Annotated in this window: 8 protein-coding genes, 18 tRNA genes and 6 rRNA genes; 28 read left to right on the plus strand and 4 right to left on the minus strand. The window is 48.6% G+C overall.

Annotated elements, in window-relative coordinates; genetic code table 11:
• Positions 1–348 precede the first annotated feature (348 nt).
• The 21 genes from MHH57_RS01705 (at position 349) to MHH57_RS01805 (ending at position 7,139) form a co-directional block, all read left to right on the plus strand.
• A 16S ribosomal RNA gene (locus tag MHH57_RS01705) occupies positions 349–1,904 on the plus strand.
• A gap of 354 nt (positions 1,905–2,258) precedes the next feature.
• Positions 2,259–5,186, plus strand: a 23S ribosomal RNA gene (locus tag MHH57_RS01710).
• 151 nt (positions 5,187–5,337) lie between these two features.
• Positions 5,338–5,454 (plus strand): 5S ribosomal RNA (rrf, locus tag MHH57_RS01715).
• The 16S, 23S and 5S rRNA genes sit together here with 18 tRNA genes alongside, the layout of an rRNA operon.
• A 69-nt stretch (positions 5,455–5,523) precedes the next feature.
• Positions 5,524–5,599 (plus strand) — tRNA-Ala (locus MHH57_RS01720).
• Positions 5,600–5,603: 4 nt separating this feature from the next.
• Positions 5,604–5,679 (plus strand) — tRNA-Asn (locus MHH57_RS01725).
• 3 nt (positions 5,680–5,682) lie between these two features.
• A tRNA-Ser gene (locus tag MHH57_RS01730) sits at positions 5,683–5,774 on the plus strand.
• A 17-nt stretch (positions 5,775–5,791) separates the two neighbouring features.
• Positions 5,792–5,863 (plus strand) — tRNA-Glu (locus MHH57_RS01735).
• A 9-nt stretch (positions 5,864–5,872) separates the two neighbouring features.
• A tRNA-Val gene (locus MHH57_RS01740) sits at positions 5,873–5,948 on the plus strand.
• 26 nt (positions 5,949–5,974) lie between these two features.
• Positions 5,975–6,048, plus strand: a tRNA-Met gene (locus tag MHH57_RS01745).
• Between the two features lie 27 nt (positions 6,049–6,075).
• Positions 6,076–6,152 (plus strand) — tRNA-Asp (locus tag MHH57_RS01750).
• 13 nt (positions 6,153–6,165) lie between these two features.
• Positions 6,166–6,241: transfer RNA gene (locus MHH57_RS01755), tRNA-Thr, on the plus strand.
• Between the two features lie 4 nt (positions 6,242–6,245).
• Positions 6,246–6,331, plus strand: a tRNA-Tyr gene (locus tag MHH57_RS01760).
• A 19-nt stretch (positions 6,332–6,350) separates the two neighbouring features.
• Positions 6,351–6,423: transfer RNA gene (locus MHH57_RS01765), tRNA-His, on the plus strand.
• Positions 6,424–6,440: 17 nt separating this feature from the next.
• Positions 6,441–6,515, plus strand: a tRNA-Gln gene (locus MHH57_RS01770).
• A 4-nt stretch (positions 6,516–6,519) separates the two neighbouring features.
• Positions 6,520–6,595: transfer RNA gene (locus MHH57_RS01775), tRNA-Lys, on the plus strand.
• 14 nt (positions 6,596–6,609) lie between these two features.
• Positions 6,610–6,697: transfer RNA gene (locus MHH57_RS01780), tRNA-Leu, on the plus strand.
• A 6-nt stretch (positions 6,698–6,703) separates the two neighbouring features.
• A tRNA-Gly gene (locus MHH57_RS01785) sits at positions 6,704–6,778 on the plus strand.
• 10 nt (positions 6,779–6,788) lie between these two features.
• Positions 6,789–6,859, plus strand: a tRNA-Cys gene (locus MHH57_RS01790).
• Positions 6,860–6,885: 26 nt separating this feature from the next.
• Positions 6,886–6,962, plus strand: a tRNA-Arg gene (locus MHH57_RS01795).
• Between the two features lie 23 nt (positions 6,963–6,985).
• Positions 6,986–7,059: transfer RNA gene (locus tag MHH57_RS01800), tRNA-Pro, on the plus strand.
• 9 nt (positions 7,060–7,068) lie between these two features.
• A tRNA-Gly gene (locus tag MHH57_RS01805) sits at positions 7,069–7,139 on the plus strand.
• Between the two features lie 202 nt (positions 7,140–7,341).
• Here MHH57_RS01805 and MHH57_RS01810 read toward each other — a convergent pair.
• The 3 genes from MHH57_RS01810 to MHH57_RS01820 form a co-directional block, all read right to left on the minus strand.
• On the minus strand, positions 7,342–8,445 hold the full coding sequence (locus MHH57_RS01810) for a PAS domain-containing protein (protein WP_029516027.1): 1,104 nt from the start codon (positions 8,443–8,445) through the stop codon (positions 7,342–7,344).
• Positions 8,438–9,091 (minus strand): response regulator transcription factor, encoded by a 654-nt coding sequence (locus tag MHH57_RS01815; RefSeq protein WP_029516026.1) that lies wholly within the window; start codon positions 9,089–9,091, stop codon positions 8,438–8,440. Before MHH57_RS01815 ends, MHH57_RS01810 begins: the two co-directional genes overlap by 8 nt.
• A gap of 142 nt (positions 9,092–9,233) precedes the next feature.
• Positions 9,234–9,683 carry a GAF domain-containing protein gene (locus tag MHH57_RS01820; RefSeq protein ID WP_342434756.1) on the minus strand — a complete coding sequence of 150 codons (450 nt, stop codon included), beginning with the start codon at positions 9,681–9,683 and terminating at the stop codon, positions 9,234–9,236.
• Between the two features lie 299 nt (positions 9,684–9,982).
• Between MHH57_RS01820 and MHH57_RS01825 the strand changes: the two genes are divergently transcribed.
• The 4 genes from MHH57_RS01825 to rrf (MHH57_RS01840) all read left to right on the plus strand — a co-directional run bounded on the left by MHH57_RS01825 (position 9,983) and on the right by rrf (MHH57_RS01840) (position 16,446).
• Complete coding sequence (locus MHH57_RS01825) at positions 9,983–10,723, plus strand: Crp/Fnr family transcriptional regulator (RefSeq protein ID WP_029516024.1); 741 nt, start codon at positions 9,983–9,985, stop codon at positions 10,721–10,723.
• A 577-nt stretch (positions 10,724–11,300) separates the two neighbouring features.
• A 16S ribosomal RNA gene (locus MHH57_RS01830) occupies positions 11,301–12,856 on the plus strand.
• Positions 12,857–13,251: 395 nt separating this feature from the next.
• Positions 13,252–16,178, plus strand: a 23S ribosomal RNA gene (locus tag MHH57_RS01835).
• A 151-nt stretch (positions 16,179–16,329) separates the two neighbouring features.
• Positions 16,330–16,446, plus strand: a 5S ribosomal RNA gene (gene rrf, locus MHH57_RS01840).
• Positions 16,447–16,627: 181 nt separating this feature from the next.
• Here the strand turns inward: rrf (MHH57_RS01840) and MHH57_RS01845 are convergent.
• A complete protein-coding gene (locus MHH57_RS01845) occupies positions 16,628–16,786 on the minus strand; it encodes a hypothetical protein (RefSeq protein ID WP_165147892.1) in 159 nt (52 codons plus the stop codon).
• 294 nt (positions 16,787–17,080) lie between these two features.
• Between MHH57_RS01845 and MHH57_RS01850 the strand changes: the two genes are divergently transcribed.
• The 3 genes from MHH57_RS01850 to MHH57_RS01860 all read left to right on the plus strand — a co-directional run bounded on the left by MHH57_RS01850 (position 17,081) and on the right by MHH57_RS01860 (position 20,370).
• Complete coding sequence (locus tag MHH57_RS01850) at positions 17,081–18,412, plus strand: extracellular solute-binding protein (RefSeq protein ID WP_029514650.1); 1,332 nt, start codon at positions 17,081–17,083, stop codon at positions 18,410–18,412.
• A gap of 228 nt (positions 18,413–18,640) precedes the next feature.
• Positions 18,641–19,531, plus strand: a complete 891-nt coding sequence (locus MHH57_RS01855; protein WP_029514651.1) for a sugar ABC transporter permease — start codon at positions 18,641–18,643, stop codon at positions 19,529–19,531.
• A 14-nt stretch (positions 19,532–19,545) separates the two neighbouring features.
• Positions 19,546–20,370 carry a carbohydrate ABC transporter permease gene (locus MHH57_RS01860; RefSeq protein WP_342434757.1) on the plus strand — a complete coding sequence of 275 codons (825 nt, stop codon included), beginning with the start codon at positions 19,546–19,548 and terminating at the stop codon, positions 20,368–20,370.
• Positions 20,371–20,390 lie beyond the last annotated feature (20 nt).

The following is a 20,390-nucleotide window of genomic DNA, read 5'->3' on the forward strand; positions in this document are numbered from 1 at the left end:
AGTGGATTTATTCTAAAATAAAAAAAACAAAAAAAGTGCTTGCTAAGTTGCTGGGGTTTATGATATATTATTTGAGCTGACAACAAAACAGCAGTTTCAAAAGCGAAAAGCTTGGGTGAAATGATTTTTTAAAAAAAAGAAAAAAATAACCCTTGCATTTTTGAAACGAACATGATATGATCTTATAGCTGCTGAAAAACGCAGCGAAAGAGAAATGTTTGATCTTTGAAAACTGAACAACGAGTGAGTAAAACGATTTTGTTCGCAAAATCAAAACAAGAGATATTTTATCTCGTCAGTTTCAAAATGAGCTTATCGCTCTTTCTATAAACCAGCTTCGGTTGGTCTTTAATGGAGAGTTTGATCCTGGCTCAGGACGAACGCTGGCGGCGTGCCTAATACATGCAAGTCGAGCGGGGTTATTTAGAAGCTTGCTTCTAAATAACCTAGCGGCGGACGGGTGAGTAACACGTAGGCAACCTGCCCACAAGACAGGGATAACTACCGGAAACGGTAGCTAATACCCGATACATCCTTTTCCTGCATGGGCGAAGGAGGAAAGACGGAGCAATCTGTCACTTGTGGATGGGCCTGCGGCGCATTAGCTAGTTGGTGGGGTAAAGGCCTACCAAGGCGACGATGCGTAGCCGACCTGAGAGGGTGATCGGCCACACTGGGACTGAGACACGGCCCAGACTCCTACGGGAGGCAGCAGTAGGGAATCTTCCGCAATGGGCGAAAGCCTGACGGAGCAACGCCGCGTGAGTGATGAAGGTTTTCGGATCGTAAAGCTCTGTTGCCAGGGAAGAACGTCTTGTAGAGTAACTGCTACAAGAGTGACGGTACCTGAGAAGAAAGCCCCGGCTAACTACGTGCCAGCAGCCGCGGTAATACGTAGGGGGCAAGCGTTGTCCGGAATTATTGGGCGTAAAGCGCGCGCAGGCGGCTCTTTAAGTCTGGTGTTTAATCCCGAGGCTCAACTTCGGGTCGCACTGGAAACTGGGGAGCTTGAGTGCAGAAGAGGAGAGTGGAATTCCACGTGTAGCGGTGAAATGCGTAGAGATGTGGAGGAACACCAGTGGCGAAGGCGACTCTCTGGGCTGTAACTGACGCTGAGGCGCGAAAGCGTGGGGAGCAAACAGGATTAGATACCCTGGTAGTCCACGCCGTAAACGATGAATGCTAGGTGTTAGGGGTTTCGATACCCTTGGTGCCGAAGTTAACACATTAAGCATTCCGCCTGGGGAGTACGGTCGCAAGACTGAAACTCAAAGGAATTGACGGGGACCCGCACAAGCAGTGGAGTATGTGGTTTAATTCGAAGCAACGCGAAGAACCTTACCAGGTCTTGACATCCCTCTGACCGCTGTAGAGATATGGCTTTCCTTCGGGACAGAGGAGACAGGTGGTGCATGGTTGTCGTCAGCTCGTGTCGTGAGATGTTGGGTTAAGTCCCGCAACGAGCGCAACCCTTATGCTTAGTTGCCAGCAGGTCAAGCTGGGCACTCTAAGCAGACTGCCGGTGACAAACCGGAGGAAGGTGGGGATGACGTCAAATCATCATGCCCCTTATGACCTGGGCTACACACGTACTACAATGGCCGGTACAACGGGAAGCGAAATCGCGAGGTGGAGCCAATCCTAGAAAAGCCGGTCTCAGTTCGGATTGTAGGCTGCAACTCGCCTACATGAAGTCGGAATTGCTAGTAATCGCGGATCAGCATGCCGCGGTGAATACGTTCCCGGGTCTTGTACACACCGCCCGTCACACCACGAGAGTTTACAACACCCGAAGTCGGTGGGGTAACCCGCAAGGGAGCCAGCCGCCGAAGGTGGGGTAGATGATTGGGGTGAAGTCGTAACAAGGTAGCCGTATCGGAAGGTGCGGCTGGATCACCTCCTTTCTATGGAGAATCGTTTCCTGCAACGGAAACATTCAAATATGAAGCATTAGCTTCAAAACTCAGGTTTAGGCCTGTTACTCACTCGTTGCTCAGTTTTGAGAGCTCAAACTCTCAACATACTGCATGAATATCATCTACTCGGTTGAGTTAGACCGATATTCACACAGGCTACAGTTTCATCGAAACTGTATTGCACCTTGAAAACTGGATACCGAAACGAAATTGCGTTTTAGAATATTCCTTTAAGCTGATCTTGTGTAAACAAGTGAAATAAAGGTAGCTGCCTTGAATTTCATTCACACGTAAGTGTTGAACCGAAATTCAAAGCAAATCGTATTTACGATGTAAATACTAGGTTAAGCTACAAAGAGCACACGGAGGATGCCTAGGCGCCAGGAGCCGACGAAGGACGTGGCGAACAACGATAAAGCCTCGGGGAGCTGTAAGCAAGCTTTGATCCGGGGATGTCCGAATGGGGAAACCCGGCTGTCTTCATCGACAGTCACTTTCTGCTGAATACATAGGCAGAATAGAGGCAGACCAGGGGAACTGAAACATCTAAGTACCCTGAGGAAGAGAAAACAATAGTGATTCCGTCAGTAGCGGCGAGCGAACGCGGATTAGCCCAAACCAAGGAGCTTGCTCCTTGGGGTTGTGGGACGTCTCACATGGAGTTACAAAGGAACCGGTTAGATGAAGAGGTCTGGAAAGGCCCGCCAGAGAAGGTAAAAGCCCTGTAGTTCAAAACTTGTTCTCTCCGAGACGGATCCCGAGTAGTGCGGGGCACGTGAAACCCCGTATGAATCCGGCAGGACCATCTGCCAAGGCTAAATACTCCCTGGCGACCGATAGTGAAGCAGTACCGTGAGGGAAAGGTGAAAAGCACCCCGGAAGGGGAGTGAAATAGATCCTGAAACCGTGTGCTTACAAGAAGTCAGAGCCCTATTTATGGGTGATGGCGTGCCTTTTGTAGAATGAACCGGCGAGTTACGTTCCCGTGCAAGGTTAAGGTGAAGAGCTGAAGCCGCAGCGAAAGCGAGTCTGAATAGGGCGAATGAGTACGTGGACGTAGACCCGAAACCGGGTGATCTACCCCTGTCCAGGGTGAAGGTGCGGTAACACGCACTGGAGGCCCGAACCCACGCATGTTGAAAAATGCGGGGATGAGGTGGGGGTAGCGGAGAAATTCCAATCGAACCCGGAGATAGCTGGTTCTCCCCGAAATAGCTTTAGGGCTAGCCTCGGAAAGAAGAATCGTGGAGGTAGAGCACTGATTGGGTGCGGGGCCCGCAAGGGTTACCAAGCTCAGTCAAACTCCGAATGCCATAGATTTAGTTCCGGGAGTCAGACAGTGAGTGCTAAGATCCATTGTCGAAAGGGAAACAGCCCAGACCATCAGCTAAGGTCCCCAAGTGTGTGTTAAGTGGGAAAGGATGTGGAGTTGCACAGACAACCAGGATGTTGGCTTAGAAGCAGCCACCATTGAAAGAGTGCGTAATAGCTCACTGGTCGAGTGACTCTGCGCCGAAAATGTAACGGGGCTAAACACACCACCGAAGCTATGGCTTGATGCTTGCATCAGGGGTAGGGGAGCGTTGAATGCGGGTTGAAGGTGTACCGTAAGGAGCGCTGGACTGCATTCAAGTGAGAATGCCGGTATGAGTAACGAAAAGATCTGTGAGAATCAGATCCGCCGAAAGCCTAAGGGTTCCTGAGGAAGGTTCGTCCGCTCAGGGTAAGTCGGGACCTAAGGCGAGGCCGATAGGCGTAGTCGAAGGACAACAGGTCGAAATTCCTGTACCACCGTAATCCGTTATGAGCGATGGGGTGACGCAGTAGGGTAGTGACGCGGACTGATGGATGTCCGTCTAAGCAGTGAGGCTGGTGTGTAGGCAAATCCGCACATCGTTAAGGCTGGGCTGTGATGGGGAGCGAAAATTGTAGTAGCGAAGGTCATGATCTCAGACTGCCAAGAAAAGCCTCTAGCCAGGAGAAGGTGCCCGTACCGCAAACCGACACAGGTAGGCGAGAAGAGAATTCTAAGGCGCGCGGAAGAACTCTCGTTAAGGAACTCGGCAAAATGACCCCGTAACTTCGGGAGAAGGGGTGCCTCGGTAGGGTGAATAGCCCGAGGGGGCCGCAGTGAAAAGGCCCAAGCGACTGTTTAGCAAAAACACAGGTCTGTGCGAAGCCGCAAGGCGAAGTATACGGGCTGACGCCTGCCCGGTGCTGGAAGGTTAAGGGGAGTGGTAAGCTCGCAAGAGCGAAGCTATGAACCGAAGCCCCAGTAAACGGCGGCCGTAACTATAACGGTCCTAAGGTAGCGAAATTCCTTGTCAGGTAAATTCTGACCCGCACGAATGGCGTAACGACTTGGGCGCTGTCTCAACGAGAGATCCGGTGAAATTTTAATACCTGTGAAGATGCAGGTTACCCGCGACAAGACGGAAAGACCCCATGGAGCTTTACTGCAGCTTGATATTGAATTTGGGTACGATCTGTACAGGATAGGTGGGAGCCGTCGAACTTTGAGCGCCAGCTTGAAGGGAGGCATCCTTGGGATACCACCCTGATCGTATCTAGGTTCTAACTTGGTACCGTAAACCGGTGCGAGGACAGTGTCAGGTGGGCAGTTTGACTGGGGCGGTCGCCTCCTAAAGAGTAACGGAGGCGCCCCAAGGTTCCCTCAGAATGGTTGGAAATCATTCGAAGAGTGCAAAGGCAGAAGGGAGCTTGACTGCGAGACCTACAAGTCGAGCAGGGACGAAAGTCGGGCTTAGTGATCCGGTGGTACCGCATGGAAGGGCCATCGCTCAACGGATAAAAGCTACCCTGGGGATAACAGGCTTATCTCCCCCAAGAGTCCACATCGACGGGGAGGTTTGGCACCTCGATGTCGGCTCATCGCATCCTGGGGCTGAAGTAGGTCCCAAGGGTTGGGCTGTTCGCCCATTAAAGCGGTACGCGAGCTGGGTTCAGAACGTCGTGAGACAGTTCGGTCCCTATCTGTCGTGGGCGTAGGAAATTTGAGAGGAGCTGTCCTTAGTACGAGAGGACCGGGATGGACGTACCGCTGGTGTACCAGTTGTTCCGCCAGGAGCACCGCTGGGTAGCTATGTACGGAAGGGATAAGCGCTGAAAGCATCTAAGCGTGAAGCCCCCCTCAAGATGAGATTTCCCAGTATGTAAGACCCCTTGAAGACGACGAGGTAGATAGGTTGGGGGTGGAAGTGCAGTAATGCATGGAGCTGACCAATACTAATCGGTCGAGGGCTTATCCTAAAGATAAAGCGCAATGAGTTTCGGATCCAGTTTTCAGGGTGTAACCTTGAAGGTATGTACAAGTGACATACGACAAGCGCATGGCTATTCATTCACACAATAAGTGATGAACCGAATAACCTTACGGAAGAATTTGCGTAGCAAATTCATGTTTGGTGGCGATAGCGGAGGGGTTCCACACGTACCCATCCCGAACACGACCGTTAAGCCCTCCAGCGCCGATGGTACTTGGACCGCAGGGTCCTGGGAGAGTAGGACGTCGCCAAGCAACCCCACAATGGGGATTTTTTTCGCCTATCAGGCTATTGATTATACATACAAAATTGATTTTTTAGATGGGGCTATAGCTCAGCTGGGAGAGCGCCTGCCTTGCACGCAGGAGCTCAGGGGTTCGATCCCCCTTGGCTCCACCAATATTCCCTGATAGCTCAGTTGGTAGAGCACTCGACTGTTAATCGAGTTGTCACAGGTTCGAGTCCTGTTCGGGGAGCCATGTGGAGAGGTGTCCGAGTTGGCCGAAGGAGCACGATTGGAAATCGTGTAGGCGCCAAAAGCGTCTCGAGGGTTCGAATCCCTCTCTCTCCGCCAGAATTATTTTATTGCATGGCCCGTTGGTCAAGGGGTTAAGACACCTCCCTTTCACGGAGGTAACAGGGGTTCGAATCCCCTACGGGTCATAGTAATTCGGAGGCTTAGCTCAGCTGGGAGAGCATCTGCCTTACAAGCAGAGGGTCGGGGGTTCGAGCCCCTCAGCCTCCACCATTTGAAAAATAAATAATTATTACTGTCGCGGGGTGGAGCAGTTCGGTAGCTCGTCGGGCTCATAACCCGAAGGTCGCAGGTTCAAATCCTGCCTCCGCAATTACTTTCAACTAAGAGAGTTGCCTCTGGAACCGTGGTGTAGAGGCCCAACATGCCTGCCTGTCACGCAGGAGATCGCGGGTTCGAATCCCGTCGGTTCCGCCATTTAACTTAATATGCCGGTGTAGCTCAACTGGTAGAGCAACTGACTTGTAATCAGTAGGTTGGGGGTTCAAGTCCTCTCGCCGGCACCATTTTGGAGGATTAGCGAAGTGGCCAAACGCATCAGACTGTAAATCTGCTCCCTTACGGGTTCGGTGGTTCGAATCCATCATCCTCCACCAGTCTTTTCATAATCATATGGCGGTCGTGGCGAAGTGGTTAACGCACCGGACTGTGACTCCGGCATTCGTGGGTTCAAGCCCCATCGGCCGCCCTTTATTCTTAATTTATTGGGGATTAGCCAAGCGGTAAGGCAACGGACTTTGACTCCGTCATGCATAGGTTCAAATCCTATATCCCCAGCCATTAAGAGCCATTAGCTCAGTTGGTAGAGCACCTGACTTTTAATCAGGGTGTCGAAGGTTCGAGTCCTTCATGGCTCACCATTTATAATTATTTTGCGGTCGTGGCGGAATTGGCAGACGCGCACGGTTCAGGTCCGTGTGGGCTAACCCCCCGTGGAGGTTCGAGTCCTCTCGACCGCACCATATTTTGCGGACGTGGCTCAGCGGTAGAGCATCGCCTTGCCAAGGCGAGGGTCGCGGGTTCGATTCCCGTCGTCCGCTCCATTATCCATACGGCGCCATAGCCAAGTGGTAAGGCAAAGCTCTGCAAAAGCTTCATCCCCAGTTCAAATCTGGGTGGCGCCTTGACTACTCATTATGGAATTTAATATGCGCCCTTAGCTCAGCTGGATAGAGCGTTTGACTACGAATCAAAAGGCCGGGAGTTCGAATCTCTCAGGGCGCGCCATTTCTTAAAAAAATGTATAATGTCGGGATGTAGCTCAGCTTGGTAGAGCACCTGGTTTGGGACCAGGGGGTCGCATGTTCAAATCGTGTCATCCCGATACTGTTTTGCGGGTGTAGTTCAATGGTAGAACTCCAGCCTTCCAAGCTGGTAGCGTGGGTTCGATTCCCATCACCCGCTTTTTGCTATAGCGGATTCTTGTTGCCTCAGTGGTGACACCTTATAAATAAAGAGAGCCTGTCTGGGGACAGAGCTCTCTCTTTTTTTGTATTTATCCTCATGTAATCCACAATGTGTTGATTATCCATAATCTTCGGTATCGGTGTATATCGTTCTGATCATGCAACTGGTATACACCGATAACCGATCTAGTGGACAGTTTTTACACGGGAATGGTCAGCTGGATGGAGGTTCCCTCGTCTGGAGCAGAGGTTATGCTCATAAATCCCCCTACCCCTCTAGCTCGTTCTTCCATACTGAACAATCCAACTCCCTCTCCTTGGGACTTTCCAGAGAATCCAATGCCTTTATCCCGAATGGTCACTTGTATCATTTCATTTTGATCCTCAACGTCGACATATGCCTCTGCTACATCTGCGTATTTGGCTACATTCGTTAATGCCTCTTGTACAATCCGATAAATTGCAATTTCCTTGCGAATATCAACCCGTTTACGTAGATTGCATTGAAAATGCACCTCAATCCCGTAATGAGAACAGAAGTTTTCAATATAGGTTCTTATGGCTGGGACGACACCCAGATCATCCAGAACTGAGGGACGAAGTTCCCACGCTAGACCACGAACATCTTTGATGATGTCGGTCACCTGCGAACGGAGATTCTCCAGAGTAGCACTAGGTTGTTCGGCAAGTTGGCTATCCAATTGGATAATAAGTGAAAATAAGCTTTGCCCTATCCCATCATGCAGCTCTCTTGAAAAGCGTTTACGTTCTTCTTCCTGTATTTGCATGACTTGTGTCATCATAGACTGAAGTTCAGCTTCTACTCTCTTCAGTTTAGTGACCTCATTGCGGATCGCTAAGTACTGATAGGGTTTACCTTCCTCGTCCATAAACGGAACGATCGTAGTATTCACCCAGTAGTAGCTGTTATCTTTAGCACGATTACGTATTTCTCCTTGCCATACCTCACCTGAACGGATCGTAGTCCACAGGTTTTTCATGAAGGCGGGGGTATGATAGCCTGAATTAATGAGACGATGATCCTGACCGATCAGCTCTTCACGACTGTATTGCGAAATCTCACAGAACTTGTCGTTTACGTACTGAATAATACCTCGATGATCGGTCAAAGCAACGATGGAAGACGTATCTAGAGCAAATTTCAGATTGGATAATTGGTGGAGTGAGTTACGCAGCGCATGAAGAAAAGGGGATTCTGGTATATAAATTTCCAGATCATTCAGCAGTTTATCGGTTGATTCACCAAAGGCATGCTGCAGTAAAGGGTTAGAAGGTTCATTCATAATGGAGCAGCCCCTTTTTTAGTGCAAATTTGACTAGCTCAGGTCGTGTTTTCAAGTTAAGCTTCTCCATAAGATTGCTTTTATGGGACTCTACGGTTTTGACACTAATCACCAGATGCTCGGCAATTTCCTTGTTGGCATAACCTTTGGCTACCCAGGATAGAATCTCTTTCTCCCGCTCAGACAAGGATTCATAGGGTCCGGCTATGCCTTCCTGTTTGATTTTGTCCAGATATTCACTCATCAGTCGTTTGGTTGCATTCGGGTACAAATAGGCACTACCTTCGGCCACAGACTGGATGGCAGCGAGTAACTCCTCGTGAGGTGCGCTTTTTAAAATATATCCGGATGCTCCAGCTTGAATGGCTCGGAACAGATATTCTTCATCGTCATGCATCGTTAAAATAAGGACTTCTGTATCGGGCAGCTGTTTTTTTAATTCAGTGGTTGCTGTGAGACCATCTTTTCCAGGTGGCATGCTAAAATCCATGAGCACAACATGAGGTTGTAGCTCCACTGCCTTGCGGATTGCCTCATCCCCGTCTGCTGCATCTCCTACTACCTTAATACCGTTTTTGCCGTCCAATAGGGCCATGAGGCCAGAACGTACGACAACGTGATCATCCACTACTAGTATACGAATCAATTTGTCATCCCCTCGAACGGTAAAAAACCGTACGTTTTGTCATAATCATAGCAAATTTTAGGGATTTCAATCAACAAAGATAGTTAGGGACAGCTATATCAAGTATCTGATGAGGATCATTATCTATAGAAACATTGTTGAGCTATGGAGTGAGAGGGTAAGCACATAGTTGGCTAAGGCGTTGAGCTACTTGAGTAGCCTCGGCTATATCAGACTCTGTGAACATCCTCACATCACGATTACCAAGAAGCAGCACACCGTTGGGCAGATCCCCTGTGCTGGAAAAGGGAATGGCAACAGCAGAGTGAAGCTGCTCGGCCAGCATTAGTGCACATTCCTGACGCAGACGTATACTACCTGATAGCAAAGCACTTACAGTTACGGTACGTCCCAAGCGAACAGCCATACCGGCAATACCATGGCCAATCTTAAAAGAAATAAGGCGATAGCGATTGCTTCGGCTACCAGAGGCGTAATACCAATGCAACTTACCACCTGACTTAGACATAAATGCAAGGGCAGTGAGATCACCATAAATAGTATCTCTCAACTGGTTCAGTTCTTTTCGCATTTCATCCGTTATTTTTAGCATAGAAGACACATCCTTTTTCATAACCAAACTATATCTCTAGTTCATTGTAGTTTCGACAGTTGCAAAAGTAGATCGGGGAACCCCCTGATCTATAGGCGCAGGAAACACTGACTTTTCATCTGGTCGGATAAGGAGTAGGGAAATGGTCGATAAATGGGGCGTTAGCTTACTTCAGAAGTGATATTTATCACAGCAAATCAGGGAGTAGGAAGGTATAAAATCAGGTGTTCTCCCGATAACAACCCAGGCGTTAAAACATTATGATATAGATATCAGGTAAACACGAGGAGGACGCTAACATGCAAGCCACTTGTATGGAACGGTTTGGGGACGAAGCGGAACGCACGGGAATTCAGATTTATTTGACAGATGAGCATTTTGATCTGCTAAAAGATATTATGTCCTGGAAGAAGGTAAAGGCAGGCGTTATGCTTTTCCGAGAGGGCGATGATGCAGAGCAGCTTTATTATATACATTCAGGTCATGTCAAACTTCGTAAATCGACAGAAGATGGTAAAGAACTGATTCTGACCATTCAGCATCAAGGCGACTTAATTGGGGAATTTAGCGGGATAGATGGAGAAGAGTATAGTTGCACTGCGGAAACAGCTGATGTGTGTGAGTTAGGCGTCGTGCTTGTTAAGGATCTGGAGTCGCTCTTGTCCAAAAATGGGGAAATGGCACTTCAGTTCATCCAGTGGATGGCGATGAAGCAACGCATTATGCAATCGCGTTTTCGGGACTTACTGTTGTATGGTAAAACTGGAGCGTTAGCGTCTACATTGATCCGTGCTAGCAATACATGTGGCGTGGCTGTGAAGGATGGCATTTTACTAAATATGAAGCTAAGTCACTCCGAATTAGGTGAGATGATTGGAGCGACGCGCGAGAGTGTGAACCGGATGCTGAGCGCGCTGAAAGAGCAGGGAACCCTAGATACAAGGGATGGAAAGATTGTCATTCACGATCTCAAGGTATTACGTGGCATGTGCTGCTGTCCTTCGTACGGCCAATGTGCCCATGAAATTTGTCGCCTCTAATATATGAATACCATTAGGCGGGGTCCAAGAGACTTCGCCTTGCCGCAGGTCTTATAGCAATCTAGCACATGGGGTACGAACAACATAGATTACCAAATAACTAATTAACGTCGTATAGCGGCTAATTAGCAATAAAGTATATATATTAAATGGAACTGAATGCATGACATTTTATGCACCAACCGTTTTGAAGTAACAGTGGAGCTAATTCTAATAATGGTTGAATAAAAGGAGGAAGAAATCCCATATTTAAAAAAAAAGGATATTTTTACAAGTTGCTTTCTCTGGCCGAAAATGATATATTATTTGAGCTGACAACAAAACAGCAGTTTCAAAAGCGAAAAACTTGGGTGAAATGATCTTTTTTTTAAAAAAAAAGCCCTTGCATTTTTGAAACGAACATGATATGATCTTATAGCTGCTGAAAAACGCAGCGAAAGAGAAATGTTTGATCTTTGAAAACTGAACAACGAGTGAGTAAAACGATTTTGTTCGCAAAATCAAACAAGAGATATTTTATCTCGTCAGTTTCAAAATGAGCTTATCGCTCTTTCTATAAACCAGCTTCGGTTGGTCTTTAATGGAGAGTTTGATCCTGGCTCAGGACGAACGCTGGCGGCGTGCCTAATACATGCAAGTCGAGCGGGGTTAGTTAGAAGCTTGCTTCTAACTAACCTAGCGGCGGACGGGTGAGTAACACGTAGGCAACCTGCCCACAAGACAGGGATAACTACCGGAAACGGTAGCTAATACCCGATACATCCTTTTCCTGCATGGGCGAAGGAGGAAAGACGGAGCAATCTGTCACTTGTGGATGGGCCTGCGGCGCATTAGCTAGTTGGTGGGGTAAAGGCCTACCAAGGCGACGATGCGTAGCCGACCTGAGAGGGTGATCGGCCACACTGGGACTGAGACACGGCCCAGACTCCTACGGGAGGCAGCAGTAGGGAATCTTCCGCAATGGGCGAAAGCCTGACGGAGCAACGCCGCGTGAGTGATGAAGGTTTTCGGATCGTAAAGCTCTGTTGCCAGGGAAGAACGTCTTGTAGAGTAACTGCTACAAGAGTGACGGTACCTGAGAAGAAAGCCCCGGCTAACTACGTGCCAGCAGCCGCGGTAATACGTAGGGGGCAAGCGTTGTCCGGAATTATTGGGCGTAAAGCGCGCGCAGGCGGCTCTTTAAGTCTGGTGTTTAATCCCGAGGCTCAACTTCGGGTCGCACTGGAAACTGGGGAGCTTGAGTGCAGAAGAGGAGAGTGGAATTCCACGTGTAGCGGTGAAATGCGTAGAGATGTGGAGGAACACCAGTGGCGAAGGCGACTCTCTGGGCTGTAACTGACGCTGAGGCGCGAAAGCGTGGGGAGCAAACAGGATTAGATACCCTGGTAGTCCACGCCGTAAACGATGAATGCTAGGTGTTAGGGGTTTCGATACCCTTGGTGCCGAAGTTAACACATTAAGCATTCCGCCTGGGGAGTACGGTCGCAAGACTGAAACTCAAAGGAATTGACGGGGACCCGCACAAGCAGTGGAGTATGTGGTTTAATTCGAAGCAACGCGAAGAACCTTACCAGGTCTTGACATCCCTCTGACCGCTGTAGAGATATGGCTTTCCTTCGGGACAGAGGAGACAGGTGGTGCATGGTTGTCGTCAGCTCGTGTCGTGAGATGTTGGGTTAAGTCCCGCAACGAGCGCAACCCTTATGCTTAGTTGCCAGCAGGTCAAGCTGGGCACTCTAAGCAGACTGCCGGTGACAAACCGGAGGAAGGTGGGGATGACGTCAAATCATCATGCCCCTTATGACCTGGGCTACACACGTACTACAATGGCCGGTACAACGGGAAGCGAAATCGCGAGGTGGAGCCAATCCTAGAAAAGCCGGTCTCAGTTCGGATTGTAGGCTGCAACTCGCCTACATGAAGTCGGAATTGCTAGTAATCGCGGATCAGCATGCCGCGGTGAATACGTTCCCGGGTCTTGTACACACCGCCCGTCACACCACGAGAGTTTACAACACCCGAAGTCGGTGGGGTAACCCGCAAGGGAGCCAGCCGCCGAAGGTGGGGTAGATGATTGGGGTGAAGTCGTAACAAGGTAGCCGTATCGGAAGGTGCGGCTGGATCACCTCCTTTCTATGGAGAATCGTTTCCTGCGATGGAAACATTCAAATTAGCAGGTATAACGTACCTGCGACCGGATATTCAATTCGGTTCATCACATTCGTGTGAATGAAATGAATATCCTGAACTTACTCACTCGTTGCTCAGTTTTGAGAGCTCAAACTCTCAAGCTTCGACGAATACTTCATTCACACGTTCGTGTGGAACCGAAATATTCATCGGGTTTCGCTTCGATGAAGCGAATTGCACCTTGAAAACTGGATACCGAAACGAAATTGCGTTTTAGAATATTCCTTTAAGCTGATCTTGTGTAAACAAGTGAAATAAAGGTAGCTGCCTTGAATTTCATTCACACGTAAGTGTTGAACCGAAATTCAAAGCAAATCGTATTTACGATGTAAATACTAGGTTAAGCTACAAAGAGCACACGGAGGATGCCTAGGCGCCAGGAGCCGACGAAGGACGTGGCGAACAACGATAAGGCCTCGGGGAGCTGTAAGCAAGCTTTGATCCGGGGATGTCCGAATGGGGAAACCCGGCTGTCTTCATCGACAGTCACTTTCTGCTGAATACATAGGCAGAATAGAGGCAGACCAGGGGAACTGAAACATCTAAGTACCCTGAGGAAGAGAAAACAATAGTGATTCCGTCAGTAGCGGCGAGCGAACGCGGATTAGCCCAAACCAAGGAGCTTGCTCCTTGGGGTTGTGGGACGTCTCACATGGAGTTACAAAGGAACCGGTTAGATGAAGAGGTCTGGAAAGGCCCGCCAGAGAAGGTAAAAGCCCTGTAGTTCAAAACTTGTTCTCTCCGAGACGGATCCCGAGTAGTGCGGGGCACGTGAAACCCCGTATGAATCCGGCAGGACCATCTGCCAAGGCTAAATACTCCCTGGCGACCGATAGTGAAGCAGTACCGTGAGGGAAAGGTGAAAAGCACCCCGGAAGGGGAGTGAAATAGATCCTGAAACCGTGTGCTTACAAGAAGTCAGAGCCCGATCTAGGGGTGATGGCGTGCCTTTTGTAGAATGAACCGGCGAGTTACGTTCCCGTGCAAGGTTAAGGTGAAGAGCTGAAGCCGCAGCGAAAGCGAGTCTGAATAGGGCGAATGAGTACGTGGACGTAGACCCGAAACCGGGTGATCTACCCCTGTCCAGGGTGAAGGTGCGGTAACACGCACTGGAGGCCCGAACCCACGCATGTTGAAAAATGCGGGGATGAGGTGGGGGTAGCGGAGAAATTCCAATCGAACCCGGAGATAGCTGGTTCTCCCCGAAATAGCTTTAGGGCTAGCCTCGGAAAGAAGAATCGTGGAGGTAGAGCACTGATTGGGTGCGGGGCCCGCAAGGGTTACCAAGCTCAGTCAAACTCCGAATGCCATAGATTTAGTTCCGGGAGTCAGACAGTGAGTGCTAAGATCCATTGTCGAAAGGGAAACAGCCCAGACCATCAGCTAAGGTCCCCAAGTGTGTGTTAAGTGGGAAAGGATGTGGAGTTGCACAGACAACCAGGATGTTGGCTTAGAAGCAGCCACCATTGAAAGAGTGCGTAATAGCTCACTGGTCGAGTGACTCTGCGCCGAAAATGTAACGGGGCTAAACACACCACCGAAGCTATGGCTTGATGCTTGCATCAGGGGTAGGGGAGCGTTGAATGCGGGTTGAAGGTGTACCGTAAGGAGCGCTGGACTGCATTCAAGTGAGAATGCCGGTATGAGTAACGAAAAGATCTGTGAGAATCAGATCCGCCGAAAGCCTAAGGGTTCCTGAGGAAGGTTCGTCCGCTCAGGGTAAGTCGGGACCTAAGGCGAGGCCGATAGGCGTAGTCGAAGGACAACAGGTCGAAATTCCTGTACCACCGTAATCCGTTATGAGCAATGGGGTGACGCAGTAGGGTAGTGACGCGGACTGATGGATGTCCGTCTAAGCAGTGAGGCTGGTGTGTAGGCAAATCCGCACATCGTAAGGCTGGGCTGTGATGGGGAGCGAAAATTGTAGTAGCGAAGGTCATGATCTCAGACTGCCAAGAAAAGCCTCTAGCCAGGAGAAGGTGCCCGTACCGCAAACCGACACAGGTAGGCGAGAAGAGAATTCTAAGGCGCGCGGAAGAACTCTCGTTAAGGAACTCGGCAAAATGACCCCGTAACTTCGGGAGAAGGGGTGCCTCGGTAGGGTGAATAGCCCGAGGGGGCCGCAGTGAAAAGGCCCAAGCGACTGTTTAGCAAAAACACAGGTCTGTGCGAAGCCGCAAGGCGAAGTATACGGGCTGACGCCTGCCCGGTGCTGGAAGGTTAAGGGGAGTGGTAAGCCCTTCGGGGCGAAGCTATGAACCGAAGCCCCAGTAAACGGCGGCCGTAACTATAACGGTCCTAAGGTAGCGAAATTCCTTGTCAGGTAAATTCTGACCCGCACGAATGGCGTAACGACTTGGGCGCTGTCTCAACGAGAGATCCGGTGAAATTTTAATACCTGTGAAGATGCAGGTTACCCGCGACAAGACGGAAAGACCCCATGGAGCTTTACTGCAGCTTGATATTGAATTTGGGTACGATCTGTACAGGATAGGTGGGAGCCGTCGAACTTTGAGCGCCAGCTTGAAGGGAGGCATCCTTGGGATACCACCCTGATCGTATCTAGGTTCTAACTTGGTACCGTAAACCGGTGCGAGGACAGTGTCAGGTGGGCAGTTTGACTGGGGCGGTCGCCTCCTAAAGAGTAACGGAGGCGCCCCAAGGTTCCCTCAGAATGGTTGGAAATCATTCGAAGAGTGCAAAGGCAGAAGGGAGCTTGACTGCGAGACCTACAAGTCGAGCAGGGACGAAAGTCGGGCTTAGTGATCCGGTGGTACCGCATGGAAGGGCCATCGCTCAACGGATAAAAGCTACCCTGGGGATAACAGGCTTATCTCCCCCAAGAGTCCACATCGACGGGGAGGTTTGGCACCTCGATGTCGGCTCATCGCATCCTGGGGCTGAAGTAGGTCCCAAGGGTTGGGCTGTTCGCCCATTAAAGCGGTACGCGAGCTGGGTTCAGAACGTCGTGAGACAGTTCGGTCCCTATCTGTCGTGGGCGTAGGAAATTTGAGAGGAGCTGTCCTTAGTACGAGAGGACCGGGATGGACGTACCGCTGGTGTACCAGTTGTTCCGCCAGGAGCACCGCTGGGTAGCTATGTACGGAAGGGATAAGCGCTGAAAGCATCTAAGCGTGAAGCCCCCCTCAAGATGAGATTTCCCAGTATGTAAGACCCCTTGAAGACGACGAGGTAGATAGGTTGGGGGTGGAAGTGCAGTAATGCATGGAGCTGACCAATACTAATCGGTCGAGGGCTTATCCTAAAGATAAAGCGCAATGAGTTTCGGATCCAGTTTTCAGGGTGTAACCTTGAAGGTATGTACAAGTGACATACGACAAGCGCATGGCTATTCATTCACACAATAAGTGATGAACCGAATAACCTTACGGAAGAATTTGCGTAGCAAATTCATGTTTGGTGGCGATAGCGGAGGGGTTCCACACGTACCCATCCCGAACACGACCGTTAAGCCCTCCAGCGCCGATGGTACTTGGACCGCAGGGTCCTGGGAGAGTAGGACGTCGCCAAGCACGATAAAAGAGAGCACAGCCCGTTAAGGCTGTGCTCTTTTTCCTATAACCGATTTATTTATCATTCACCTGAAAGATCACCATTATGGATTCGGTCAAAAGTTTTATGGTATCTTGGTTGTCCTTTATATAGTGGTGCCTAGTCAGTATTTTTAACTGAGGACAGTATTAACTGGGGCAGTTAATCTATTTCAACCTGTTCTGTCTGAAGGACACTCAAGGCTTGAAGTTTACGGGTAATTTCTTTTTGCCACTTGGTATCTCCGACTTGTACGGCAAGATTGAGAAGGTCCAAATAATCATCAATATGCAGGGAGGTTTTACTGAAAGTTTCTTTCACTGCGGTCCTGCCTCCTTTAAAGTCTATGTGTATTTATCATTTAATAATGATAATCATTATCAAATGATGATCTTATTCATATTATGCCTGTGTTCTAGATAAATTGCAAGTTATGATATGAATGAATTTTGAAGCACGCAAATGAGGGCTTGAAAAAACAAACCCTTCTCCTTAAGTTCACGCATTGTTCACGTCTTTTCTATGGAACATAATGAAAAGAACAAGCGGGCATTGAGTGTCCACCAATAAGGAGGGCAAATTGCGCAATGCTTCAACAAGAGGAGGAAAAAGACCATGAGCAGAACAAAAATGAAAGCGTTTGCTATTATGATGGCGAGCGCCTTGGCATTGACGCTGGCAGCTTGTAATAACGGACAAAGCGCAAGTCCGGGAAATTCAGGAGAACCGAGCAAAGGCACCGCAACGAAAGATGTTACGATTACCTTTCAGAACATCAATCCTGATCCGAGCACCCCTTCGTACAAAATGATTAAGCAAATTGTAGGTCAATACGAGCAGGATCATCCTCATGTCAAAATTGAATTGGATTCGCTAAATACAGATCAACAAAAGCTTAAGCTGAAAACACAGGCAGCGGCGAAGGAAGTGCCTGATATCACGATTGTAAACCCTGCTGCACAGATGAAGCCATTCGTAGATGCCGGGCTGCTAGCTCCATTAAACGATGTGGCTGATAAAGAGGGGTTAAAAGATACGTTCCAGAATGGACTTCTTAATTACTATAGCTTCGATGATAAGCTCTACGCTTTTCCGGACGGCAACAATATAGAAGTGGTGTTTTACAATAAGGAACTGTTCAAGCAGGCGGGAATCCAGAAGTTGCCGACCACCTTTGACGAGCTGATTACGACGGTCAAAACGCTGAAGGCGAAGGGAATTACTCCGATTGCCATTGGGGAAAAGGATTCATGGACGGGGTCCCTCCTTTTTATGAACATTTTGTTGCGTACGAATGAAGGACCGAATTTTCTCAATGATGTACTGGACGGCAAAAAGACGTTTAACGACCCGGCTTTTGTGGAAGCGGTGGATGCATTTCAGGAATTGGTGCAGGCAGGAGCTTTCCCGGATGGAGCTACGTCTATTGACTACAATGCAGGTGGTAATATTTTTAAAACAGGAAAAGCCGCGATGTATATCATGGGTACGTGGGAAACGGGGTCAATTGATGCTTCTTCGGTAGCGGGTAAGGTAGGAGCGTTTCAATTCCCTACGGTGAATGGCAAGGGTGATGTGAATGAGTACGTAATTGCGCCGGGCAGCGCATTTGCGGTATCTGCGAACAGTGAACATTTACAGGAGACGAAGGATTTTCTGCATTATTTTATTAAGGAGATGCCCAAAATTCAGTTTGATCTGAAAAATGCGATTGGCAGTGGTCAGAAAATGAAAGGGGACCTGAAGGAAGCGGGCTACTCCGAGTTAGCAATTAGTCTTAATGAGCTGTTCAAGAATGTAAAAGGGGGCGATCTCGCCTTTGATAATACGATGAATCCGGCTATTGCGCAGGCGCATCTGAGTAGCATTCAAAACCTGTTCGTACAAAAAGAAGACTCCGCACAAGTTGCCAAGGAACATCAAAACACTTTTGAAGCGAATAAATAAGTGAGGATTTTACAAAAATCCAGTAAGCGACTTCCGATGAACAGTATATAGATCGAAATGGCCCAGTTCATCTAGATATTGCACTTTGGAGTGACTGGATTGGAATTTTGCAAAATCCCGAAGTAGCAGGCACTAGGGAGGGGGCGGAATGCTTCTTCCCTGATTGGAAATCATGTAGGTTGTACATCCTCAGAAGATGTTCAGAATCAACATAAAGGAGATTAGAGCATGAATGTACTGAAGGTGCCAGCACGTACCATTGCCGTTTTCGTGCTACCCTGCCTGTTGTTGTATACCTGTATGGTATTTGTTCCAATTTTGGTGTCGGTATATTGCGGATTGCTGGATTGGAACGGAATCGCCAAGGCAAAGTTTGTGGGGCTGGCTAATTTTGAGCGGATTTTCACATCAGATTCAGTGTTCTGGCCATCCGTGAAACGGACTATGATGTTCGCTGTGTTTTCCATGCTGGAAATTCCGTTTTGTCTGCTGCTGGCGATCTTGCTTAATCGCTATGTGCGTAAGGCCAATACGCTGGTAACGATGTATTTTCTGCCGGTTATTCTGTCGGTGGTCATTATCGGGCAGCTGTGGAAGACGATCTATAATCCAGCCTCGATGGGTGGAATGCTGAACGGTATTTTGCTGGCGATTGGGCTGGAAAGCTGGACACGCTCATGGCTGACGGAACCGCAGATCGCGATGTACGCCCTCTATTTTGTATCGTTATGGCAGTATTTTGGCTATCATTTGCTTATCCAGTTTACCGGGGTACAAAATATACCGAATGAGCTGTACGAAGCAGCCAAAATTGATGGAGCTGAAGGATTCAAAGCAGACCGCTATATTACGCTGCCGCTCATTGTACCTATTTTCAAGATATCAATTGTATTAGCATTTATCGGCTCCCTGCAATCGTTTGATTTGATTTGGGTGATGACGGGTGGAGGACCAGCCCATGCGACGGATACAGTATCTACGTATATGTACAATATGTCCTTTTTATCGATGAAATACGGATATGGCAGTGCATTGGCTTCAATTCTCGTAGTGATTTGCTTGTCATTTACAATTGTGATAAATTTTGTTTTCAAACGAATCGAAAATAAGGTAAGCTAAAGGAGATGGAACTGTTGAATGTCTTGAAGAAAACGGGAGTCTTTTCCTTATTGGCAATCTTGATTGTCACGCAGCTGTATCCACTCTTTTGGCTTCTGACCTATTCGTTGAAGACAAATGAAGAGATATTGAGCTCAAGCTTCTTTGCACTCCCTCAAGTGCCTCAGTGGCACAACTATCAGGAAGCCTATGAATCAGGGAGCTACTTGCGTTATTTAGGAAACAGTGTGCTGGTAACCGGGGTTACGATGATTTTCGTCATTTTATTAAGCTCGATGACTGCTTATGCGATTACACGTTTTCGTTGGCGCTTCGGGGCTGTTGTGCTGACCATGTTTCTAATCGGGATGATGATCCCGATGCAAGCTACACTGCTGCCGCTGATGGTGATGTTTAAAAATGTCCATATTCTGAATACGTATTTCTCACTGATTTTACCCTACATTGCTTTTCAGACACCGATTGCGGTCTTCATCCTATCCGGCTTTATGCGGTCCATTCCCCACGAAATTGAAGAGTCCGCTTACATTGACGGAGCGAGCATTTATCGTATTTTCCGCAGTGTAATCTTACCCATCTCGATTCCGCCTACCATGACGGTATGTATTTTAACTTTCATTAATATCTGGAATGAATACATTATGGCTGCCACCTTTATCTCGTCCGAGAAGCTCAAAACTCTCCCTTTCGGCGTATATACGTTCGTCAGCCAGTATTCTGTGAACTACGGTAATATTGGTGCTTTTCTAGTCATGGGTGCCTTACCGGTCATTATTATTTATTTTGTTCTGTCCGAAAATATCACCAAGGGCATGGTTGCGGGAGCGGTTAAAGGATAGGCGGCCGATGCGAAAGGAGC

The organism is Paenibacillus sp. FSL H7-0442, from assembly GCF_038593105.1.
Taxonomy (GTDB): Bacteria; Bacillota; Bacilli; order Paenibacillales; family Paenibacillaceae; genus Paenibacillus; species Paenibacillus polymyxa_D.